The sequence below is a fragment of the Sporosarcina sp. FSL K6-3508 genome (assembly GCF_038615825.1).
Taxonomy (GTDB): domain Bacteria; phylum Bacillota; class Bacilli; order Bacillales_A; family Planococcaceae; genus Sporosarcina; species Sporosarcina newyorkensis.
In genome coordinates, this window is the sequence record NZ_CP152016.1 from 1,570,301 (window position 1) to 1,586,696 (window position 16,396).

Below are 16,396 nucleotides of genomic sequence, written 5' to 3' on the forward strand. Positions count from 1 at the left end.
TTATGATATGGATCGGTTGGATCGTAGCTATTTTGATGTTTTGTATAGCATTCGCCGGACTTATCTATCCGGTCATTCCTTCTGTTGTTTTTATACTGGCCGGTTTCTTGTTGTATGGCGTCATTGTTTCATTCGAAGAGCTTACGTGGCTGTTCTGGGTAATAGAGGGGTTGTTTGTGATCTTGCTGTTCGGAGCAGATACGGTTGCGAATCTCGTAGGCGTCAAACGCTTTGGGGGCAGTAAGGCAGGGATGTGGGGAAGTACGATTGGCTTGCTGATCGGTCCATTTGTCATTCCGGTCGCCGGTATTTTAGCTGGCCCATTTCTTGGGGCGATCGTAGCGGAATTACTCGTTACACGCTCGGGTATCAAACAAGCGTTCAAGACGGGAGTAGGCTCTGTTGTCGGTTTTCTGACATCGGTGGTAGTAAAAGGGACCGTGATGGGAATCATGATTGCTATTTTTCTGTTTTTTCTCCGTTAATAGTCCATTTTCTTTGAATGCTGACTCATATTTTGATAATGTGAATAGGTAGGGCAAAACAGATATAACTAGAGGAGGAATGGAAAATGGCTTACAAATTACCAGAACTTCCATACGCTTATGACGCGTTGGAGCCACACATCGACAAAGAAACGATGAACATCCATCACACAAAACATCACAACACGTATGTAACTAACGTGAACAATGCACTAGAAGGTCATGACGAACTTCTTAGCATGCCGGTTGATGAATTGGTTGCAAACTTGGACAAAGTTCCAGAGGACAAGCGTACAGCAGTCCGCAATAATGGCGGTGGACATTCTAACCACTCATTCTTCTGGCAAATCCTTTCTCCAAATGGTGGCGGAAATCCTAAAGGGCAGGTTGCTGAAGCAATCGACAAGAAGTTTGGTAGCTTTGACGCGTTTAAAGAAGAATTCGCAAAAGCTGCAACAACACGCTTCGGTTCAGGTTGGGCTTGGCTCGTTCTGAACAACGGTGAGCTTGAAGTAACTTCTACGCCAAATCAGGATTCTCCTTACATGGAAGGCAAAACACCTTTACTAGGTTTGGATGTTTGGGAGCATGCGTACTACTTAAACTACCAAAACCGTCGTCCTGATTATATTTCAGCATTCTGGAACGTAATCAATTGGGATGAAGTTGAAAAGCGTTACCAAGACAATAAATAATTGAAACCTGACACACATCTGATTCGTCAAGATGTGTGTTCTTTTATGGGTTCATGATATACTGAGGCATACATAAAAAAATATAGAAAGGAGATTCCCGTTGAAAAAGACAACAAGAAAAGCAGATCAGGCGAAAGCCCGGCAACGTAAACATATTGCTTTTCGAATGAACTTTCTTTTCGTGGCAATTTTCGTCCTTTTCTCCTTGCTCATATTCCGGCTAGGTTATCTGCAAATTGTAAAAGGGGAAGATTATACACGGATGCTTGAGCGAACGGAAGAAATTGCCGTCAATACGAGTACGCCGCGAGGAAGAGTTTACGATCGAAATGGTCAAGTACTTGTAGACAATGAACCGAAAAATGCAATTACCTATACGAAAACTTCATCTACTTCTACTGCAGATATGTTGGAGCTCGCAAGGAAGTTATCGAAGTTAATCGATCAAGATACAAAGCGAGTGACAATGGGAGATAAGCGTGATTTCTGGATCTTGCTCAACCCTGAGAAAGCTGCTGAGAAAGTATCAAAAAAAGAACAAAGCAGTATTGGTAAGGACGATAAAAAATCTAAAAAAGATATCCAGAGGGAAATCAACCAATTGACGAGAGATCGGATCACAGACGAAGAAATCAATTCGTTATCGGATGAAGACATCAAGGTCCTGGCAATTTATCGAGAAATGATGGCAGGATATGCCTATTCGCCTCAAATTATTAAGAGTGATGGAGTGACCGATAAAGAATTTGCGGTCGTTTCGGAACGGCTGAATGAATTGCCCGGCGTCAATACGACGACGGATTGGGACCGTGTCAAGAAATCGGATAGCGCAATTCTCGGTTCTACAACGAGTCCAGTAGAAGGGATTCCACGTTCCCATTTAGATTATTTCCTAGCCAGAGGTTACTCTCGTAACGACCGGGTCGGCAGAAGTTATTTGGAAGCTTACTATGAAGATCTATTAAAAGGGCAAAAGACCATCGTAAAAAACATTAAGGACCGCACGGGTAAAGTGATTGAAACCAAAACGGTGAAAGAAGGAGAGCCTGGTAAAGATCTCATCTTGACAACGGATAGTGAACTGCAAAAGGCACTGGAAGAAGTCGTGTCCAATAAATTATTGAAATTGAAGCGGAATGCAAGTGCAGGTGCACTGGAGTCTGCCTTTCTTGTCATGATGGATCCGAATAATGGTGAAATCTTATCGTTGGTGGGCAAAAAAGTCGTAAGAGACGAATCGACTGGCCAATGGGCAATTCAAGATTATACTTTTGGCACGTTCACTTCTGCTTATGAAGCGGGCTCAACTGTAAAATTGGCTACCATGCTAACAGGCTACAGTGAAGGGGCTATCCGAATCGGAGATGTCAAAATTGACGAACCGATCCGAATCGGCCGCACGGTAAAACGATCCCTATTTAATCAGAACGGCCGGGTCGCACTAAATGATATTCAAGCTATTGGGCGTTCGTCTAACGTCTATATGTTCCGGATTTCTTTTGCATTAGGTGGTGCAAGTTATCGACCAGGTCAGGCGCTGCCGATTGACAAAAAAGCGTTTGACACATTCCGTCAAAATTTCGCTTCATTCGGCTTAGGCGTTAAGACGGGTATCGATTTGCCGGGAGAATACACAGGTGTGACGGGTACTGAAACAATCACAGGTAAACTGATGGACTTTGCGATCGGTCAGTTTGACACCTATACGCCGCTGCAACTGGCGCAATATGTTGCCACAATTGCAGCAGACGGTAATCGAATCGCCCCGAAAATTTTAAAAGAAATTCGCGAGCCTTCACCAGACGGAGAGTTTTTTGGAAATTTGGTAGAAGAAACTCCTGTAAAGGTTCTCAATCATATTAACAATACACAAGCTGAAATCGATCAAGTGAAAAAAGGAATGCATTACGTATATTATGGTTCGAATGGAACAGCTTCAGGATTATTAAAAGGGGCTTCCTATGATGGAGCAGGGAAGACGGGAACGGCACAGTCGTTTTATTATACTGGTAATAAATCAAATCCAGTCATTCCGACAATCAATTTATCCCATGTTGGCTATGCACCTGCCGAGAATCCACAAGTTGCTTACTCTGTAATGATTCCATATATTTCAACGAATACAAGACGCTATCCTTCTGCGACTGCCAGTGAAATCGTCCGAGAAGCACTCGATATATATTTTGACCTGGAAAAAGAGAGAAACTCAAAAATCCCCAATTCTTCTCCGGATATCAAAATCAAGAAAGCTCCAGAAGACGAATAAAAAACAACCTCCTGTACTCACAGGAGGTTGTTTCATTTTGTCAATACATCGGCCATCTCTTTAAAACTCATGTCAGAGTTCAATTCAAATGTGCCGATCTGGATTTTTCCGGCATAATCGTTTTCTTTCATATACGTATCGAATTTCGATGCATCTTCTATTAAATGGGCACGTTCGAGCGTTCCGGATAAATCTGCTGAACTGGATCCGGCCTGCACAGCAATTTTCTTTTTGATGACGGTTGTTTCAACTTCTTTCTTGGGCTCTTGCTGATCAACTGGTTTAGTTTCCGAAGCAGTTTCTTTGTTTGGTTCACCTTCAGACGTCAAGGTTTGGGATATGGCCAATTCTTTCTTAATAACTTCCAATTCTTTTTGAGTTGCCGTCAATTCTTGTTGTAAGGATGCTTCCGTTGTTTTCGGTAAATTGTCAACGGTATATAAAATACCGCCTGCCAGCAAACAACCGATGCCTACCGAGCGAAATACTTCTTTGATCATGTGCGCACTCCTTTTGAACGGAGTACAGCAGCCACTTCATCTTTCTGCATGGAAGCTCTTTGTGCAATCTCAGACATTGTATAGCCTTGACTGTGTAAAGAAGTGATCTGATTGACGATAATTGCGTGAACAGGTTTTTTCGGGGAAGCCGTGTAACTTTCTGTCATAGGCGGGGCAACCATCAACTCATCTTCGAGCACCCGCACCCTTTTCTTTAGATTACTTGTTTCCTGATGAAGACTGACGGAAACTTTTTCCAATTCATCTTCATATGTACGAGTGGGGTTCCCTACAAAGAAAGAAGCCAAGACAGCCAGCAGTCCGATAATGAGTAAAATTAAGGCGATATCCATTTCGTTTCCCTCCAAAATAACTAGAGTTTCCTTCATAATACCATAGCGACCCGGCGAATGAAATTTCAATCTTTCTGCTGTACAATGAAAGAAAATATGCTATAATTTATAAGTCGTATAAATCATGCTCATATTTAATCTTATATCTATCGCTAATGAGTGGGAGGGACAGTAATGCGCGTAAATATTACACTCGCTTGCACGGAATGTGGAGAGCGCAATTATATTTCAAAGAAAAACAAGCGTAACAATCCAGAGCGTCTTGAAATGAAAAAATATTGCTCACGTGATCAAAAACAAACTTTGCACCGTGAAACGAAATAATTAGTGAAACCAAAACCTGCTTCGGTTTTGGTTTTTTCTTACGGGAGGTAAAGCAGTGGAAAAGCAAAAACTTCGCGAACAGGTTTTAAAGCAATTACATCAATTAAGTCCATCTGATCACGAACAGAAATCTGCTCTGATACAGAAACGCGTTCTTGCTTCGGATGAATTTAAGTATGCCAAGACGATCGGGATCACGCTTTCTAGATTTCCGGAAGTGGCGACGCATCATTTGATTGAATTCGCTTGGCAGTGCGGGAAACGAATTGCTATCCCGAAGTGCATCTCTTCGACGAGGGAAATGGACTTTCGCTTAATCGACTCCTTTGACCAGACTGAAGTCGTCTATATGGATTTAAAAGAACCATGCGTCGATCTGACGGAATCTGTCCCTCCTGAAGAGATTGACTTGCAAATCGTACCGGGTGTTGTCTATTCACCGGAAGGTTACCGTATTGGTTTCGGTGGCGGCTATTACGATCGGTATTTGGCAGGATATCCATTTCAAACGATATCACTAGCATTTGAACGTCAAATACTGGATAATGTAATTAGGGAGCCGCATGATTTTCCTGTATCATATCTTTATACAGAAGATCGTATCATAGACTGTCAGAAAGCTCGTGAGATGAATGAATAGTTTCTACGATGTCCTCCAATTGTTAAAAAGATTCGGAGTCATTATCTATACAGGCAATAAGAAGCAAGACAGCATACTAATGGAGTCTGAAATAAAAGAGTTATTTGATCATCAATTTATTGATCAGCAAACATATATGCAAGCTGTTTTAGTATTGCGAAAAGAACAAAAAAATGATAGTTTCCCTAACAAATTATAGGAGGATGGACTCATTCCCGGTGGTATTTGAAACTTTTCTTTCAGTCAACCGTCTATCTGTTAGGCAACTATCAATTATGCTTTTGCATAAATGGGACCGGATTATATTCGAGTTTGCCTGAAAAGCTCCTGTAAAAAATCCGTAATGTGCGCCAAAGGCTTTATCTGAGTTCAGCAAGCGTTTGAGCATCCACTGAACAGTAACAAAATTGCATTCACTTCATTACCTATAGAGGTGGGAGTTTTCTGCTGAATTTAGATAAATAACACTACAACTCTTTATTTAGATATGAAAGGAAGAGAAGGAATGAGAAAATTCGAATGGCCAAAGCATTCCGTACTCATTATCGCCGTGATTGCAACTTGGTTGACTACTTATATCGGGTATCTCACCAGTTTTAATATGAAGATCGATAATGCGATGCAACAGTTTATATTATTTATTAATCCACTAACATTCCTGTTGTTTGTGTACGGAATCGCCTTGTTTATCAAAAAAACTAAGACAAGAAATCGATATATAGTAACAGTTAGTTTGCTGACATCGATTATTATGTTCAGTAACGCTGTGTTCTATCGCTTTTTCACAGACTTTATTACACTGCCATTGCTATTCCAAACGAATAACTTTGCAGATTTGACTTCATCAATTACAGAGAACATGAGATTTCTAGATGTGTTCTTCTTCACAGATGTCATCATTGTCTTGCTGGCAATTCGCTTCATACCACAAGAGCCGGTTCAAGTAACAGGGCGAAAAGTGGGGCGTAAAGTCTATTTCGCGGCGGCAGCTACATTGCTGATGTTCAACTTGGCGATGGCAGAAGCACAGCGCCCACAACTTCTGACTCGAAGCTTTGACCGTGAGTTGCTTGTGAAAAACATCGGGACGTATAACTATCATCTCTATGATTTATTTGTCCAATCGAAATCACACGCACAGCGAGCTTTCGCAGATGGAACTGAGTTGACGGAAATAGAGAACTATGTAAAAGCCAATCACGCGCAGCCGGATCCTGAAATGTTCGGCGTGGCAAAGGACCGGAATGTTATCATCGTTTCACTGGAGTCCTTGCAGAACTTTGTGATCAACAATGAAATGGACGGCCACGTGATTACGCCGTTCTTAAACGAATTAACAAAAGACAAAGACACATTTTACTTTAATAACTTCTACCACCAAACAGGGCTTGGTAAAACATCTGACTCTGAGTTTATCGTAGAGAATTCACTATATGGTCGTAACGGAAGTGCAGTATTCTTCACACACAGCGGCAATACGTACGATTCCCTATCCAATCGCTTGGGTGAAAATGGTTATTCCACAAGTGTTATGCACGCGAACAGCAAAAGCTTCTGGAACCGCGATATCATGTACAAAGCAATGGATATTCAAAAGTTCTATGACGTGGAGAGCTACTCAATCGAAGAAGGTCAAGCTGTTAACTGGGGTATGAAAGATATTCCGTTCTTTGATCAATCTGTAGAGTTGATGAAAGATATGAAGAAGCCATTTGCTACACGAATGATTACGTTGACGAACCACCACCCGTTTGACTTGGATGAAGAAGATAAGTTGATTCCTGAATACACTTCGAATTCCAATACATTGAATAAGTACTTCCAAACTGTTCGTTATATGGACGAAGCAGTGAAAGGGTTTTTTGAGGACTTAAAAGAAAATGGCTTGTATGATAATTCCATTATTATCATGTACGGAGACCACTACGGAATCTCCGAAAACCATAATAAAGCGATGGGTATGTACATGGATAAAGAAATTACACCTTTCGATAATGCGGAGCTGCAAAAAGTTCCTATGTTCGTTCACATTCCGGGTTACGGAAAAGGGAAAGTAATGGATGAACTTTCAGGGCAGCTCGACTTGCGTCCTACAATTCTTCACTTATTAGGTATCGACACGAAAGCAGATATGCAATTTGGATCTGACGTGTTTTCACCAGATCACGAACCGTTTGTCATATTCCGTGATGGCCGATTTGTGACAGATAAAAACATCTACACTCAGGAAGTCTGCTATGATATCGAAACAGGAGAGCCGACAGATGAAGCGCAATGTGAGCCGTATGTAGAGCGTGCCACAACTGAGTTAAATTACTCAGATACGGTCATCAATGGCGACTTGCTTCGTTTCAAAGATCAGAAAGATGGCAGTCCGGAGATGAAAGAGAGAGAATAAGTTGATGGAGCTGCGCGGTCGCCTATGCCGCGCAGCTTTTTTCATTTTCATTTAATACATCTTGAAAAGGGGAAACGTTTTGAAGCAGACAATCATAATGATCTTACTAGCTCTTTTTCTGGTGGGCTGTGAGCAAAATGAAATAGAGAAAACGGAAGAAAAGAACCCGCTTGTGGTTGATGAAGAAGTATTGTCTGTTAAAACATTGAAAACATCCGAGGAGAACTTGCGGTTTGTGGCGGGCTGGCTTGACGATATGAATATAGCTTATGTAGATCATCATGATGCAGAAGACCGTCTTCAGGTATTCAACTTAAAGACGGGAGGAATACATACGATCTATACGGATGCTTCGATAATTTCTGAAGTACTGATACATCGATCAAAAAAACAACTGCTTGTCAAAACATCAGATACTTCTACAGAGGCGAATATGACTGTGATAGATACAGAAGGCCAAGTGCTGGATGAATTAACTGTCGATTCGTCGGAACTTGAGATTCAGTGGAACGATGCAGAAGCGTCCAAACTGTTGATTTCTGCTTTTCGAGAAGACTGGAGTTATCAGGTTTTCCTATATGACATGAGTGAAAAATCTTTAGAACCTATCGAATTGACTGATCCATTTCCACAATGGATGGGAGAAGATCAGCTCGTTTACCTAGAAGACACTACTATAGTAAAGGAATCGCTTCAAACGAGTGAGAGAAGTGAGCTAGTCACCGAGGTTAATCGCTTTCATGCTTCATCAGAACAACTAGTTGTGGAGATACCTGACGAAGAACAAACACGCTTTACTGTTCTCGATGCAAATGGGGAAGAGAAGCATTCATGGCAGGCTGAACATCCATCGGAAACAATGGAGGATGTTGAATTCACAGATGACGATAATATTATTATGTCAACTAATCTTTCGTCCGATGATCAAGATGGTATGTCTACAATGGTTCAAGTCATAGATGGGGAAGCGATAAAGCGATATGATCCCGAGGTGGAAGGCGGTCTGCTGAATTGTTCACCAGATGGCGGAACGTGTCTTGTAGGCTACCGTATGGATACACTGATTGATCTAGAGACGGGAGGAACCACACAATGGTTGCAACTCAATGAAGAGGAACCGGTGATTGAAACAGCAGAAGCAATAACGGAAGAATAAAAAATAAGGACATCCTCCAGTATAGAGGTGTCCTTATTTTTTGGAACTGATTATTTGTGTAGCTGTGGCGGGTATCCTGAATATATAACGGTAGCAATTGTAAAGCCTCCGATAACGACAACAGTTACCACATTGAAAATTATACTTAATACATTCCGCTCTTTAAAAGCTTGGACCGTTCCAAAGACTGCTAAGATTGCAATCAATCCAAAAATGACGACCAATAAGTTCATTGAGTAGACACTCCTTTCAACATTGAAAAAATGAATGCCGTATAGCGATATTCCTCCTCTATTGTACTGTTAAACAAACGTTTTGTCGAGATTAAATAATGACGATTGTTTGAAATATGAGCAAGGTTTCATTAATATTAGAAAAAGAGGTGAGTTAATTGAAGATACATATACATCCATTAGGTCCAATTCAGACAAATTGTTATGTAATTGAAGATGAAGAGAAAAATTGTTTGGTGTTTGATCCGGGTGAAGAAGGCGAGGCATTGCTTTCTGAACTGCAAAAGTTATCACTAAAGCCTGTCGCGATCATGCTGACCCATGCACATTTTGACCATATTGGTGCAATCGAGACGATTCGAAGTGCATACGATATCCCGGTCTACGTGCATGAAGCTGAAAAAGATTGGCTAGGCAACCCGCAGCTGAACGGATCAGGGAAATATCCGATGTTCCCGGACGTGATTTGCAAACCGGCCGATATTTTATTGAAGGATGAAAAAAACCTGCAAGTGGGGCCTTTCACGATGGAGGTCCGCCATACGCCGGGCCATTCGCCTGGAAGCGTGTCCTATGTCTTTGCAGACGAGGGATTCGCCATTGTGGGGGATACGCTATTTAGAGGTAGTATAGGGCGTACCGATCTTCCGGGAGGTCATACAGAAACGCTTTTGTCTTCTATCCACAACGAATTATTATCATTAGATGAAGAATTGATGATTTATCCGGGACACGGCCCGGCGACGACACCTGGGATCGAACAAGATCAGAATCCGTTCCTGCATGGATTTTAAAGCAAAACAAAAAACAGCTCTCGTGATGAGGCTGTTTTTTGTATGTACGGATTAGTGTCCTCCACCTGGTACATGAATAAATATGGAATAGTAACTGAAACCAACCATGAAGATCATTAAGTATGCTCCGAATAAGTACATGTACATACGCTCTGAAAGTTTCAAGTATCCAAGTAGTACGAAGAAGATAGTGCTTGCGACTAGCAGTAAAGAAGCAGGAATCATGTGTCCAACATAGAACATGACCGCAAAAATACCTGTCCAGAATCCGCAAAGTTTGAACATATTATCCATCTACGCGTCCCTCCTTCACAACAATACAATAAGCTCTTATCCATTATAATAGAACGTCAGCCTAAAAGTAAACTCCAATCAATTTCACATTGTGACAAAAAAGTGTACTTGTTTCGGTGACTTAGACATTAGCTATCCTCAGTATAGCAGAACCATCCAATAAAAATAATATGAAAATTCATTTTCTCTGTGATTTTGAGTTCTAAAAATACATTTTGTCCTCTTATTCACGATGATAATTAAATTATCTTAAATGAATACTATTTTCCAACAATTCATTTCCAATGTATACTCCTGCGTAAGATGAAAAGTGGTCTTTCATCATACGGAGAAAGGGGAGAATTATGGAAATTATAGCGAATCCAATAGAAAAAACGTGTTTTCAGTTACTGGAGAAAGCAATTCATTTAGAGGCTACAGATATCCATTTTGTGCCGACCGCTGAAGGTTATGATGTGACCATTCGCAAGCATGCATTATTCTCGAAAATTGGCCAATTCCCCCATACATTAGGCGGCCGTTTGATTTCGTTTTATAAGTTTTTATCTTCGCTGGATATTAGTGAACAACGCCGGCCTCAAAGTGGCTCCTTTCATCGGTCGTTCTCTGACTACAACTTTTCTTTTCGTATATCAACCATTCCGTCTATTCAATTGCGGGAAAGTGTCGCCATCCGTATCCAGAAACATGACAAGGTTGTACCCCTTCAAGATTTGTGTATAAATCCCCAGTGGAGTAGACAATTATCAGAAGCTGCTGCTCATAAGCAGGGATTATTTCTTGTCACCGGCCCGACTGGTTCAGGCAAAACGACGACATTGTATTCACTGACGGCTCATTGTGTGAACGAGTTAAAGCGCCATGTGATTTCATTGGAGGATCCAGTGGAGAATAAGCACAGCCATTTACTGCAAATCCAAGTGAATGAAAGATCCGGCATTACATATTCTGCCGGATTGAAAGCTATTTTACGGCATTCGCCTGATGTCATCATGATTGGTGAAATACGGGATGCAGAAACAGCCAAAATTGCGGTAGAAGCTGCTTTGACAGGGCATCTCGTACTCAGTACGATCCATGCGAAAGATCCGCTAGGCTGTCTTTATCGATTGCTTGATCTAGGAGTTCACTTAGAAGAACTTAGACAAACGCTCATCGCGATTTCCGCCCAGCGCTTGATTACAAAGCAAACAGGCGAAACAGCCGCCATTTTTGAAATTTTGCAAGACCCATACATCGAACAAGCGGCAGAAGCAATCTCGAAAGGACATCGTTTTTCAATGCCATCTGAACGAAAAATCGATATACAGTCAGCTTTCTATGAAAGAGTGCTAAACAATGGTGTCTAAACTTCTTGGCAGACGTTCGCCTAAGAAAAAGCTGGTGAAGCCTGCAGAGTTTTTGCATAGACTATCTGTTTTGCTGCGGGAAGGTTACACGTTTCATGAAGGACTGATTCTTATCTTGCCTTATCATTCAAAAGAATACGAAAAGAAATTGGCGAAAGTTGAATCCGAATTAAAAATGGGTTTCGGTGTCTCTTATATATTAAAAAGCTTGGGATTCAGCAAAAGTATTATGTTGCCGATTGTCATTGCAGAAGTCGATGGAAATTTAGTTCGCGCTTTGGACGAAGTGGCAATGCGTGTCAACCGTACCACTGAAAAGCAAAAACAACTACGTAAACTGCTAGCCTATCCCGCTGTTTTATTTTCACTTTTATTCGCGTTGTTGGTTGCTTTTCGCCAGTTTTTCCTGCCGAACTTTGAAGCATTAACTTTGATGCGTGCTAGTCAAGAATCTGGTGTGGTCCGGTATTTACCTCGACTGGTTTCCTCTATACCGGATTTAATTTTGCTCCTGATAACGACAGCAGGTATTGCAATGTTGGGCTTGAGAATCTGGTTGAAGAAACTGACAGCTGAGCAAATGCTGAAGCAGCTTTTACGTGTTCCCGGGCTTGGCCCTTTTTATAGTGCGATGAAGACGAGAGATTTCGCTAACGAGCTAGGCAGTTTACTACAATCCGGTTTGTCGCTGCAAAGCGCACTGAATGTCTTGGTAGAGCAAAAAGAAGATCCAATTTTATCTGCAATATCAGGACAGCTGAGTGCCCACGTCATCTACGGGGAACCATTGCATGAAGCCATTCGGTTAACAGATGGTCTCTCCAGTAGCTTAGCGGATTTTGCGAAACATGGTGCAGACAGTGGATATTTACCGAAGGAGTTACTGATTTACAGCCAGCATACAAGCGAACAGTTAGAAGAGAAGATGAACAAAGGAATTGCTGTTTTGCAACCAGCCTTATTTGGCATACTGGCCGTTTGTATCTTACTATCCTATTTGTCGATCCTACTTCCTGTTTACCGCATGATCGATAGTATTTAAAGAGGAGGAAATAGAAATTGGTAAAAAGATTTTTAAAGAACGAACAAGCTTTCACTCTAATCGAAATGATGATCATTTCAAACACTGTAAAGAGGGAATGGCGTAACCACAGGTCCTACAAGGGTTATATGATGGTTACGCAGAAGATAAAATCACAGAAAAACCACATTTATTTTCAGTTTAGATAAATTGGCGAAAATACTCATTAATTTTATCGTCACTTTGCTTCTGCATTTTCTTAGTGACATGTGTGTAAATGTCGAGGGTGATATTTATGTTCGAGTGTCCGACACGTTCCATGATAACAGGAAGATCCACTCCAGCTTCTACAAGCATGGTGATATGCGTGTGTCGTAAAATATGAGTGCCACTTACATCATTAATACCATAGGCCTTATATATTTTATTGAAAATCGCACTGATCGTTACAGCGCGGACAGGTTGCTGGTTTCTTCCGGTGAAGACTAAATCTCGCCATACGGATTTCGAATCACGCAAACCCATCAACTTTTCTTTATTATATTGTACCTTCATCTTCTTCAATTCCTCAGCAAGCTCTTGGTTAAATGACACCGTCCGATTGGAGTCCTGAGTTTTCGGTGGCATCTGCTCAAATCCGCCTTCACCCGCAGGTTTCTCAAAAAGTGTCTTACTGACCGTGAGTGTATGGTTTTCCAAGTCGATATCATTCCAGGTGAGCGCTAACACCTCTCCGACACGCAAGCCCGTAGAAAGCATTGTGAGTGCCAGTTGATAGGCGTTTCTTCTGCCAGAAGATTTCACTCCGGTTAAAAAGGTCTGAATTTCTTCTTTTTCAAGATACTTTTTCTTTGAGTTCACAAAAACCTGTGAGCTTTTCTTTGCCTTTGGAATTACAGTATCTTTTACAATATTCTTTTCGGTGTACCCATTTCGCGTAGCGTACTCAAACATTAAATTTAATGCAGTTCGAGTACCCGCAATGTGGTGCTTAGATATCCCAGTATCGCGTCGTTCAATTAAAAAGGATTGCAGATCATTTATCTGAAGTTTGCTTATTAGGTGTTTGCCGTGCTTATCGATAAAGGGACGCAGGGCGACCATTCTTACTTTGACAGAGGAGGACTTTACCGTTTCCTTGTAAACACTCAACCACTCTTCATAAACTTCTGACACCTGTCGTTTTTGCGGCTGCCTCTGTTTCGATAATTCATCTGCCGCTGCTTGCGCTCTTTGTAAGGCTTCCTTCTTGGTATCACCGCGCCGCGTTACTTGTCGTCGCTGACCAGTTAGGGGATTAGGAGTTGCGTCAGTGGTACACGACCATTTACCATTGTTTAATTTACGACAGTACATATTCATTTCTCCTTTCAAAAAAGATTGATATTTATCTATTGGTTAGAGCATACTTCATTTGAAACACATCCTTTCTTTGGTACATTTCTAGTCTTTTAAAGGCAAAGTCGTATTCAACATTAAAAGTTTCTGCGATTAATCTGATAGCTTCGAATTGATCATATGGTAAGTGAATTTTTTGTAGCATAAATGTAGGCACACAGAAGTGGTACATAAAGTTATCTGCCTGCCATTCTTGTAACTGTCGAAATAGGGGAGGCATGCGGCCTTGATGTCCGCTGTGACGTAATACATGACACAGCTCATGACCGAAATCCTGCCATCGCTGTCGGCTGTCCAAATCGCGGTTGATGAAGATATAATAACGACCATCCCAGTAAAATGCCTCGCTGTCGTTGCGGGATAGATAGATACCGATGTTCAAGCGTTCAGCAATGAGATATTTATTCAGCTGTTCTGGTTGCCGGATGGATAAACTGGCATACAGCTGTTCGATGAAATCTTCTAAATGACTGTTTTGATACATAAAATGACCACCTATCAAACGTATGTTCTTTTTCTGGTTGAAAGAAAAGCCCTGGAGGAGGGCTGTCGTTTACTTCGTTGCACTATTTCGCAATTTACTTCTATATTCAGGGTCTATATTGTTATAAATACCAGGGCGAATCCAGTAGTGATCTGCCTGATTCATTATGCGCCAGGTCTCGCTATAACTGTAAAACTTAAAGTTAGATATATCCAACTCTTTAAAGTTGTCTCGGCTGTATCTATATTTCACAATATCGTCCACATACTCTTTTCCTTGTTCATTGTGGAGAGTGGTTGAGAGAATTGCCTCTACTTCATTAACCGATTCATCTTTAAAACCCTTTTCCATGACTTCGAAAATTTCGTACACGTCATCTTTCATAGTGTGAGTATCGCTGAAATACGTTTTGATTTCTTTGGAAATGGTTAGCTTTCCATCTGAAAAGGTAGCATCATCGATATATTCGTTTTCTTTTTTTAGTCTTTCGTAGAAAGGTAATTTTTCATACTCTTCTTTTTCCGCCGCTTCTTTCCTCTTTTCTTCTTCTGCAGCTAGCTTCTTTGCTTCTTTCTTGGCGTTTCTGTCATCAATTCTTTTTTGTTCCGCTGCCACCTCTTCAGCTGCCCGTTCTTGCTTAGATTCTTCAGACTCGAAGATGGTGCCTATTACACCGAACGCGAGAAACGCACAAATCGCTATAAACCACCATCTCTTATAAAACGGTTTTTTGGTCTTTTCTTTCATTTACATCACCTCTATTTCATTTGTCTCATGTACATTACTTAGTGAGATAGAACCATGATTTATGTAAAAAATAAAAGTCTTAAACTGTAGCGCATCTAAAAATATTATTTCTTTAAACTACTTGTAAGATCTTCTATTTTTCTTTCAATATTTTGTATTATCTCTCTTTGTAGATTGTCATCTATGTCATCTTTGGCAAGAAAAAATAAAACATCTTTATACTTGTCGATGGCTTTTTTGTGATTTTCTTTGAACTCTTCTCTTTCCGCCTTCAATAAAAGATCTTGGTATTCTGCATCATGAATATACTTCATAACTCGTATACCTAGTTCTTCATTTAAATAGCCATAATCATCTTGAAGCTCTTTTAAAAACAGAAGAGCTTTATTTGCATTGTTAATTTTAGTATTAAGGGTCTTCGCTAAACCGGCTTTCCTCAAAAACTCATCTGTTTTCTTATAGGCTTCTTCATCGAAGATTTGATATTTTATTTCATTCATCGTTTTTCTCATATCTTTAGTGTCAATGTTTAAGAATACGCCTTTTTCTATATACTCGCTGTCTAATATATCCAGATGTTCTAATATCACATCAAGTCTACTTATCCTTGTTTTAAATACTTTTGAATTATCAACAAGTTCAGCAGATTCTTGTATGATCTCAATATGCCTGTTAACTGCTATAGCAACAAGTTCTTCGCAAGGATCACACAGACCGTTTTTAGAAACCCTTAGAAAAAAACCTTTCTTACTGCAAAAATTACACTGTGCCAAATTCATTCCTCCCTTTACTACTTATCTCTCCGAATAATCTCCCACATTTCCCGAAGCTTCCGCACATCTTCCTCATCAGACTCCGGCAACTTGCGATACCAACGTTGCAATTCAGGATCGTTGGCGAATGCTTGGAATTCTTTTTCATTCTCACTTTCCTCTTCGCTCCAATAACCTGCTAAAGCCATTAACTTTCCATAATCACAATTATAAGCTTGAGCAATTAACTTCAAAGTATCCGGAGTTGGATTAATTGGTTTACCAGATCTCTTATCAAAGCCTTTTTCAACTGTATCTAAATAAGTATGACTGATCCCAATCTTTTCAGAAGCTTCTCTTAATGAGGTTTTACCTCTTAATTGTTTTATATATTCTCCTAATTTCATCATATCATCACCCGTAATACATACTTTACACAACTCTAAAGTAAAATTAAATAATGTTGTTGTAAATCTTTATTGACAACACTGTTATACTTGTGTTACA

General features: G+C 40.5%; 20 protein-coding genes. 11 read left to right on the forward strand and 9 right to left on the reverse strand.

Translation table 11 applies throughout. The features are described from left to right. Positions 1-2: 2 nt before the first annotated feature. The 3 genes from MKX97_RS07385 to MKX97_RS07395 all read left to right on the forward strand — a co-directional run bounded on the left by MKX97_RS07385 (position 3) and on the right by MKX97_RS07395 (position 3,446). Positions 3-485, forward strand: a complete 483-nt coding sequence (locus tag MKX97_RS07385) for a DUF456 domain-containing protein (RefSeq protein ID WP_009496834.1) — start codon at positions 3-5, stop codon at positions 483-485. Between the two features lie 86 nt (positions 486-571). Continuing rightward, positions 572-1,180 carry a superoxide dismutase gene (locus MKX97_RS07390; protein WP_009496832.1) on the forward strand — a complete coding sequence of 203 codons (609 nt, stop codon included), beginning with the start codon at positions 572-574 and terminating at the stop codon, positions 1,178-1,180. A gap of 100 nt (positions 1,181-1,280) precedes the next feature. Further along, the gene (locus tag MKX97_RS07395; RefSeq protein ID WP_009496830.1) at positions 1,281-3,446 is read left to right on the forward strand and encodes a penicillin-binding protein 2; all 2,166 of its coding nucleotides are present in this window, start codon (positions 1,281-1,283) and stop codon (positions 3,444-3,446) included. 32 nt (positions 3,447-3,478) lie between these two features. Here the strand turns inward: MKX97_RS07395 and MKX97_RS07400 are convergent, their stop codons facing one another. Both MKX97_RS07400 and MKX97_RS07405 read right to left on the reverse strand, forming a co-directional pair. Further along, the gene (locus MKX97_RS07400; protein WP_342537286.1) at positions 3,479-3,946 is read right to left on the reverse strand and encodes a hypothetical protein; all 468 of its coding nucleotides are present in this window, start codon (positions 3,944-3,946) and stop codon (positions 3,479-3,481) included. After that, the gene (locus MKX97_RS07405) at positions 3,943-4,299 is read right to left on the reverse strand and encodes a hypothetical protein (RefSeq protein WP_342537288.1); all 357 of its coding nucleotides are present in this window, start codon (positions 4,297-4,299) and stop codon (positions 3,943-3,945) included. Before MKX97_RS07405 ends, MKX97_RS07400 begins: the two co-directional genes overlap by 4 nt. A 174-nt stretch (positions 4,300-4,473) precedes the next feature. Between MKX97_RS07405 and rpmG the strand changes: the two genes are divergently transcribed. From rpmG to MKX97_RS07430, 5 genes are all read left to right on the forward strand, one after another. Further along, positions 4,474-4,623, forward strand: a complete 150-nt coding sequence (gene rpmG / locus MKX97_RS07410; RefSeq protein ID WP_009496827.1) for a 50S ribosomal protein L33 — start codon at positions 4,474-4,476, stop codon at positions 4,621-4,623. A gap of 55 nt (positions 4,624-4,678) precedes the next feature. Continuing rightward, a complete protein-coding gene (locus MKX97_RS07415; RefSeq protein WP_009496826.1) occupies positions 4,679-5,263 on the forward strand; it encodes a 5-formyltetrahydrofolate cyclo-ligase in 585 nt (194 codons plus the stop codon). Beyond that, positions 5,256-5,462 carry a YqgQ family protein gene (locus tag MKX97_RS07420; protein WP_009496825.1) on the forward strand — a complete coding sequence of 69 codons (207 nt, stop codon included), beginning with the start codon at positions 5,256-5,258 and terminating at the stop codon, positions 5,460-5,462. Before MKX97_RS07415 ends, MKX97_RS07420 begins: the two co-directional genes overlap by 8 nt. 306 nt (positions 5,463-5,768) lie before the next feature. After that, positions 5,769-7,661, forward strand: coding sequence for an LTA synthase family protein (locus MKX97_RS07425; protein ID WP_221835023.1), 1,893 nt, complete (start codon positions 5,769-5,771; stop codon positions 7,659-7,661). Positions 7,662-7,740: 79 nt separating this feature from the next. Continuing rightward, positions 7,741-8,817 carry a hypothetical protein gene (locus MKX97_RS07430; protein ID WP_221835022.1) on the forward strand — a complete coding sequence of 359 codons (1,077 nt, stop codon included), beginning with the start codon at positions 7,741-7,743 and terminating at the stop codon, positions 8,815-8,817. A gap of 50 nt (positions 8,818-8,867) precedes the next feature. On the opposite strand, the gene MKX97_RS07435 is transcribed toward MKX97_RS07430, so the two are convergent. Further along, the gene (locus MKX97_RS07435) at positions 8,868-9,050 is read right to left on the reverse strand and encodes a DUF2759 domain-containing protein (protein WP_009496822.1); all 183 of its coding nucleotides are present in this window, start codon (positions 9,048-9,050) and stop codon (positions 8,868-8,870) included. Between the two features lie 158 nt (positions 9,051-9,208). Between MKX97_RS07435 and MKX97_RS07440 the strand changes: the two genes are divergently transcribed. Beyond that, positions 9,209-9,844 (forward strand): MBL fold metallo-hydrolase, encoded by a 636-nt coding sequence (locus MKX97_RS07440; RefSeq protein ID WP_078816546.1) that lies wholly within the window; start codon positions 9,209-9,211, stop codon positions 9,842-9,844. A 51-nt stretch (positions 9,845-9,895) separates the two neighbouring features. On the opposite strand, the gene MKX97_RS07445 is transcribed toward MKX97_RS07440, so the two are convergent. Beyond that, entirely contained in the window at positions 9,896-10,138 is a 243-nt protein-coding gene (locus MKX97_RS07445; RefSeq protein WP_009496820.1) for a DUF2626 domain-containing protein, read from the reverse strand. A gap of 344 nt (positions 10,139-10,482) precedes the next feature. On the opposite strand from MKX97_RS07445, the gene comGA reads away from it, so the two are divergent. After that, positions 10,483-11,487 carry a competence type IV pilus ATPase ComGA gene (gene comGA / locus MKX97_RS07450; protein WP_342537289.1) on the forward strand — a complete coding sequence of 335 codons (1,005 nt, stop codon included), beginning with the start codon at positions 10,483-10,485 and terminating at the stop codon, positions 11,485-11,487. After that, on the forward strand, positions 11,477-12,529 hold the full coding sequence (comGB, locus tag MKX97_RS07455; protein WP_342537290.1) for a competence type IV pilus assembly protein ComGB: 1,053 nt from the start codon (positions 11,477-11,479) through the stop codon (positions 12,527-12,529). The genes comGA and comGB overlap by 11 nt, the downstream gene beginning before the upstream one ends. Positions 12,530-12,709: 180 nt before the next feature. Here comGB and MKX97_RS07460 read toward each other — a convergent pair whose 3' ends face one another. The 5 genes from MKX97_RS07460 to MKX97_RS07480 form a co-directional block, all read right to left on the reverse strand. Beyond that, positions 12,710-13,864 (reverse strand): site-specific integrase, encoded by a 1,155-nt coding sequence (locus tag MKX97_RS07460; protein WP_342537291.1) that lies wholly within the window; start codon positions 13,862-13,864, stop codon positions 12,710-12,712. A 31-nt stretch (positions 13,865-13,895) separates the two neighbouring features. After that, the gene (locus MKX97_RS07465; RefSeq protein WP_342537292.1) at positions 13,896-14,390 is read right to left on the reverse strand and encodes an ImmA/IrrE family metallo-endopeptidase; all 495 of its coding nucleotides are present in this window, start codon (positions 14,388-14,390) and stop codon (positions 13,896-13,898) included. Positions 14,391-14,459: 69 nt separating this feature from the next. Next, positions 14,460-15,137, reverse strand: a complete 678-nt coding sequence (locus tag MKX97_RS07470; protein ID WP_342537293.1) for a hypothetical protein — start codon at positions 15,135-15,137, stop codon at positions 14,460-14,462. 104 nt (positions 15,138-15,241) lie between these two features. Beyond that, positions 15,242-15,910 (reverse strand): hypothetical protein, encoded by a 669-nt coding sequence (locus tag MKX97_RS07475; protein WP_342537294.1) that lies wholly within the window; start codon positions 15,908-15,910, stop codon positions 15,242-15,244. A 17-nt stretch (positions 15,911-15,927) separates the two neighbouring features. Next, on the reverse strand, positions 15,928-16,299 hold the full coding sequence (locus MKX97_RS07480; RefSeq protein WP_342537295.1) for a helix-turn-helix transcriptional regulator: 372 nt from the start codon (positions 16,297-16,299) through the stop codon (positions 15,928-15,930). Positions 16,300-16,396 lie beyond the last annotated feature (97 nt).

Coding starts and splice junctions, on each gene's coding strand:
- MKX97_RS07385 (WP_009496834.1), top strand. CDS start 3: ATGATATGGATCGGTTGGATCGTAGCTATTTTGATGTTTTGTATAGCA.
- MKX97_RS07390 (WP_009496832.1), top strand. CDS start 572: ATGGCTTACAAATTACCAGAACTTCCATACGCTTATGACGCGTTGGAG.
- MKX97_RS07400 (WP_342537286.1), bottom strand. CDS start 3,946: ATGATCAAAGAAGTATTTCGCTCGGTAGGCATCGGTTGTTTGCTGGCA.
- MKX97_RS07405 (WP_342537288.1), bottom strand. CDS start 4,299: ATGGATATCGCCTTAATTTTACTCATTATCGGACTGCTGGCTGTCTTG.
- rpmG (WP_009496827.1), top strand. CDS start 4,474: ATGCGCGTAAATATTACACTCGCTTGCACGGAATGTGGAGAGCGCAAT.
- MKX97_RS07420 (WP_009496825.1), top strand. CDS start 5,256: ATGAATAGTTTCTACGATGTCCTCCAATTGTTAAAAAGATTCGGAGTC.
- MKX97_RS07425 (WP_221835023.1), top strand. CDS start 5,769: ATGAGAAAATTCGAATGGCCAAAGCATTCCGTACTCATTATCGCCGTG.
- MKX97_RS07435 (WP_009496822.1), bottom strand. CDS start 9,050: ATGAACTTATTGGTCGTCATTTTTGGATTGATTGCAATCTTAGCAGTC.
- MKX97_RS07445 (WP_009496820.1), bottom strand. CDS start 10,138: ATGGATAATATGTTCAAACTTTGCGGATTCTGGACAGGTATTTTTGCG.
- comGA (WP_342537289.1), top strand. CDS start 10,483: ATGGAAATTATAGCGAATCCAATAGAAAAAACGTGTTTTCAGTTACTG.
- comGB (WP_342537290.1), top strand. CDS start 11,477: ATGGTGTCTAAACTTCTTGGCAGACGTTCGCCTAAGAAAAAGCTGGTG.
- MKX97_RS07460 (WP_342537291.1), bottom strand. CDS start 13,864: ATGTACTGTCGTAAATTAAACAATGGTAAATGGTCGTGTACCACTGAC.
- MKX97_RS07465 (WP_342537292.1), bottom strand. CDS start 14,390: ATGTATCAAAACAGTCATTTAGAAGATTTCATCGAACAGCTGTATGCC.
- MKX97_RS07470 (WP_342537293.1), bottom strand. CDS start 15,137: ATGAAAGAAAAGACCAAAAAACCGTTTTATAAGAGATGGTGGTTTATA.
- MKX97_RS07480 (WP_342537295.1), bottom strand. CDS start 16,299: ATGATGAAATTAGGAGAATATATAAAACAATTAAGAGGTAAAACCTCA.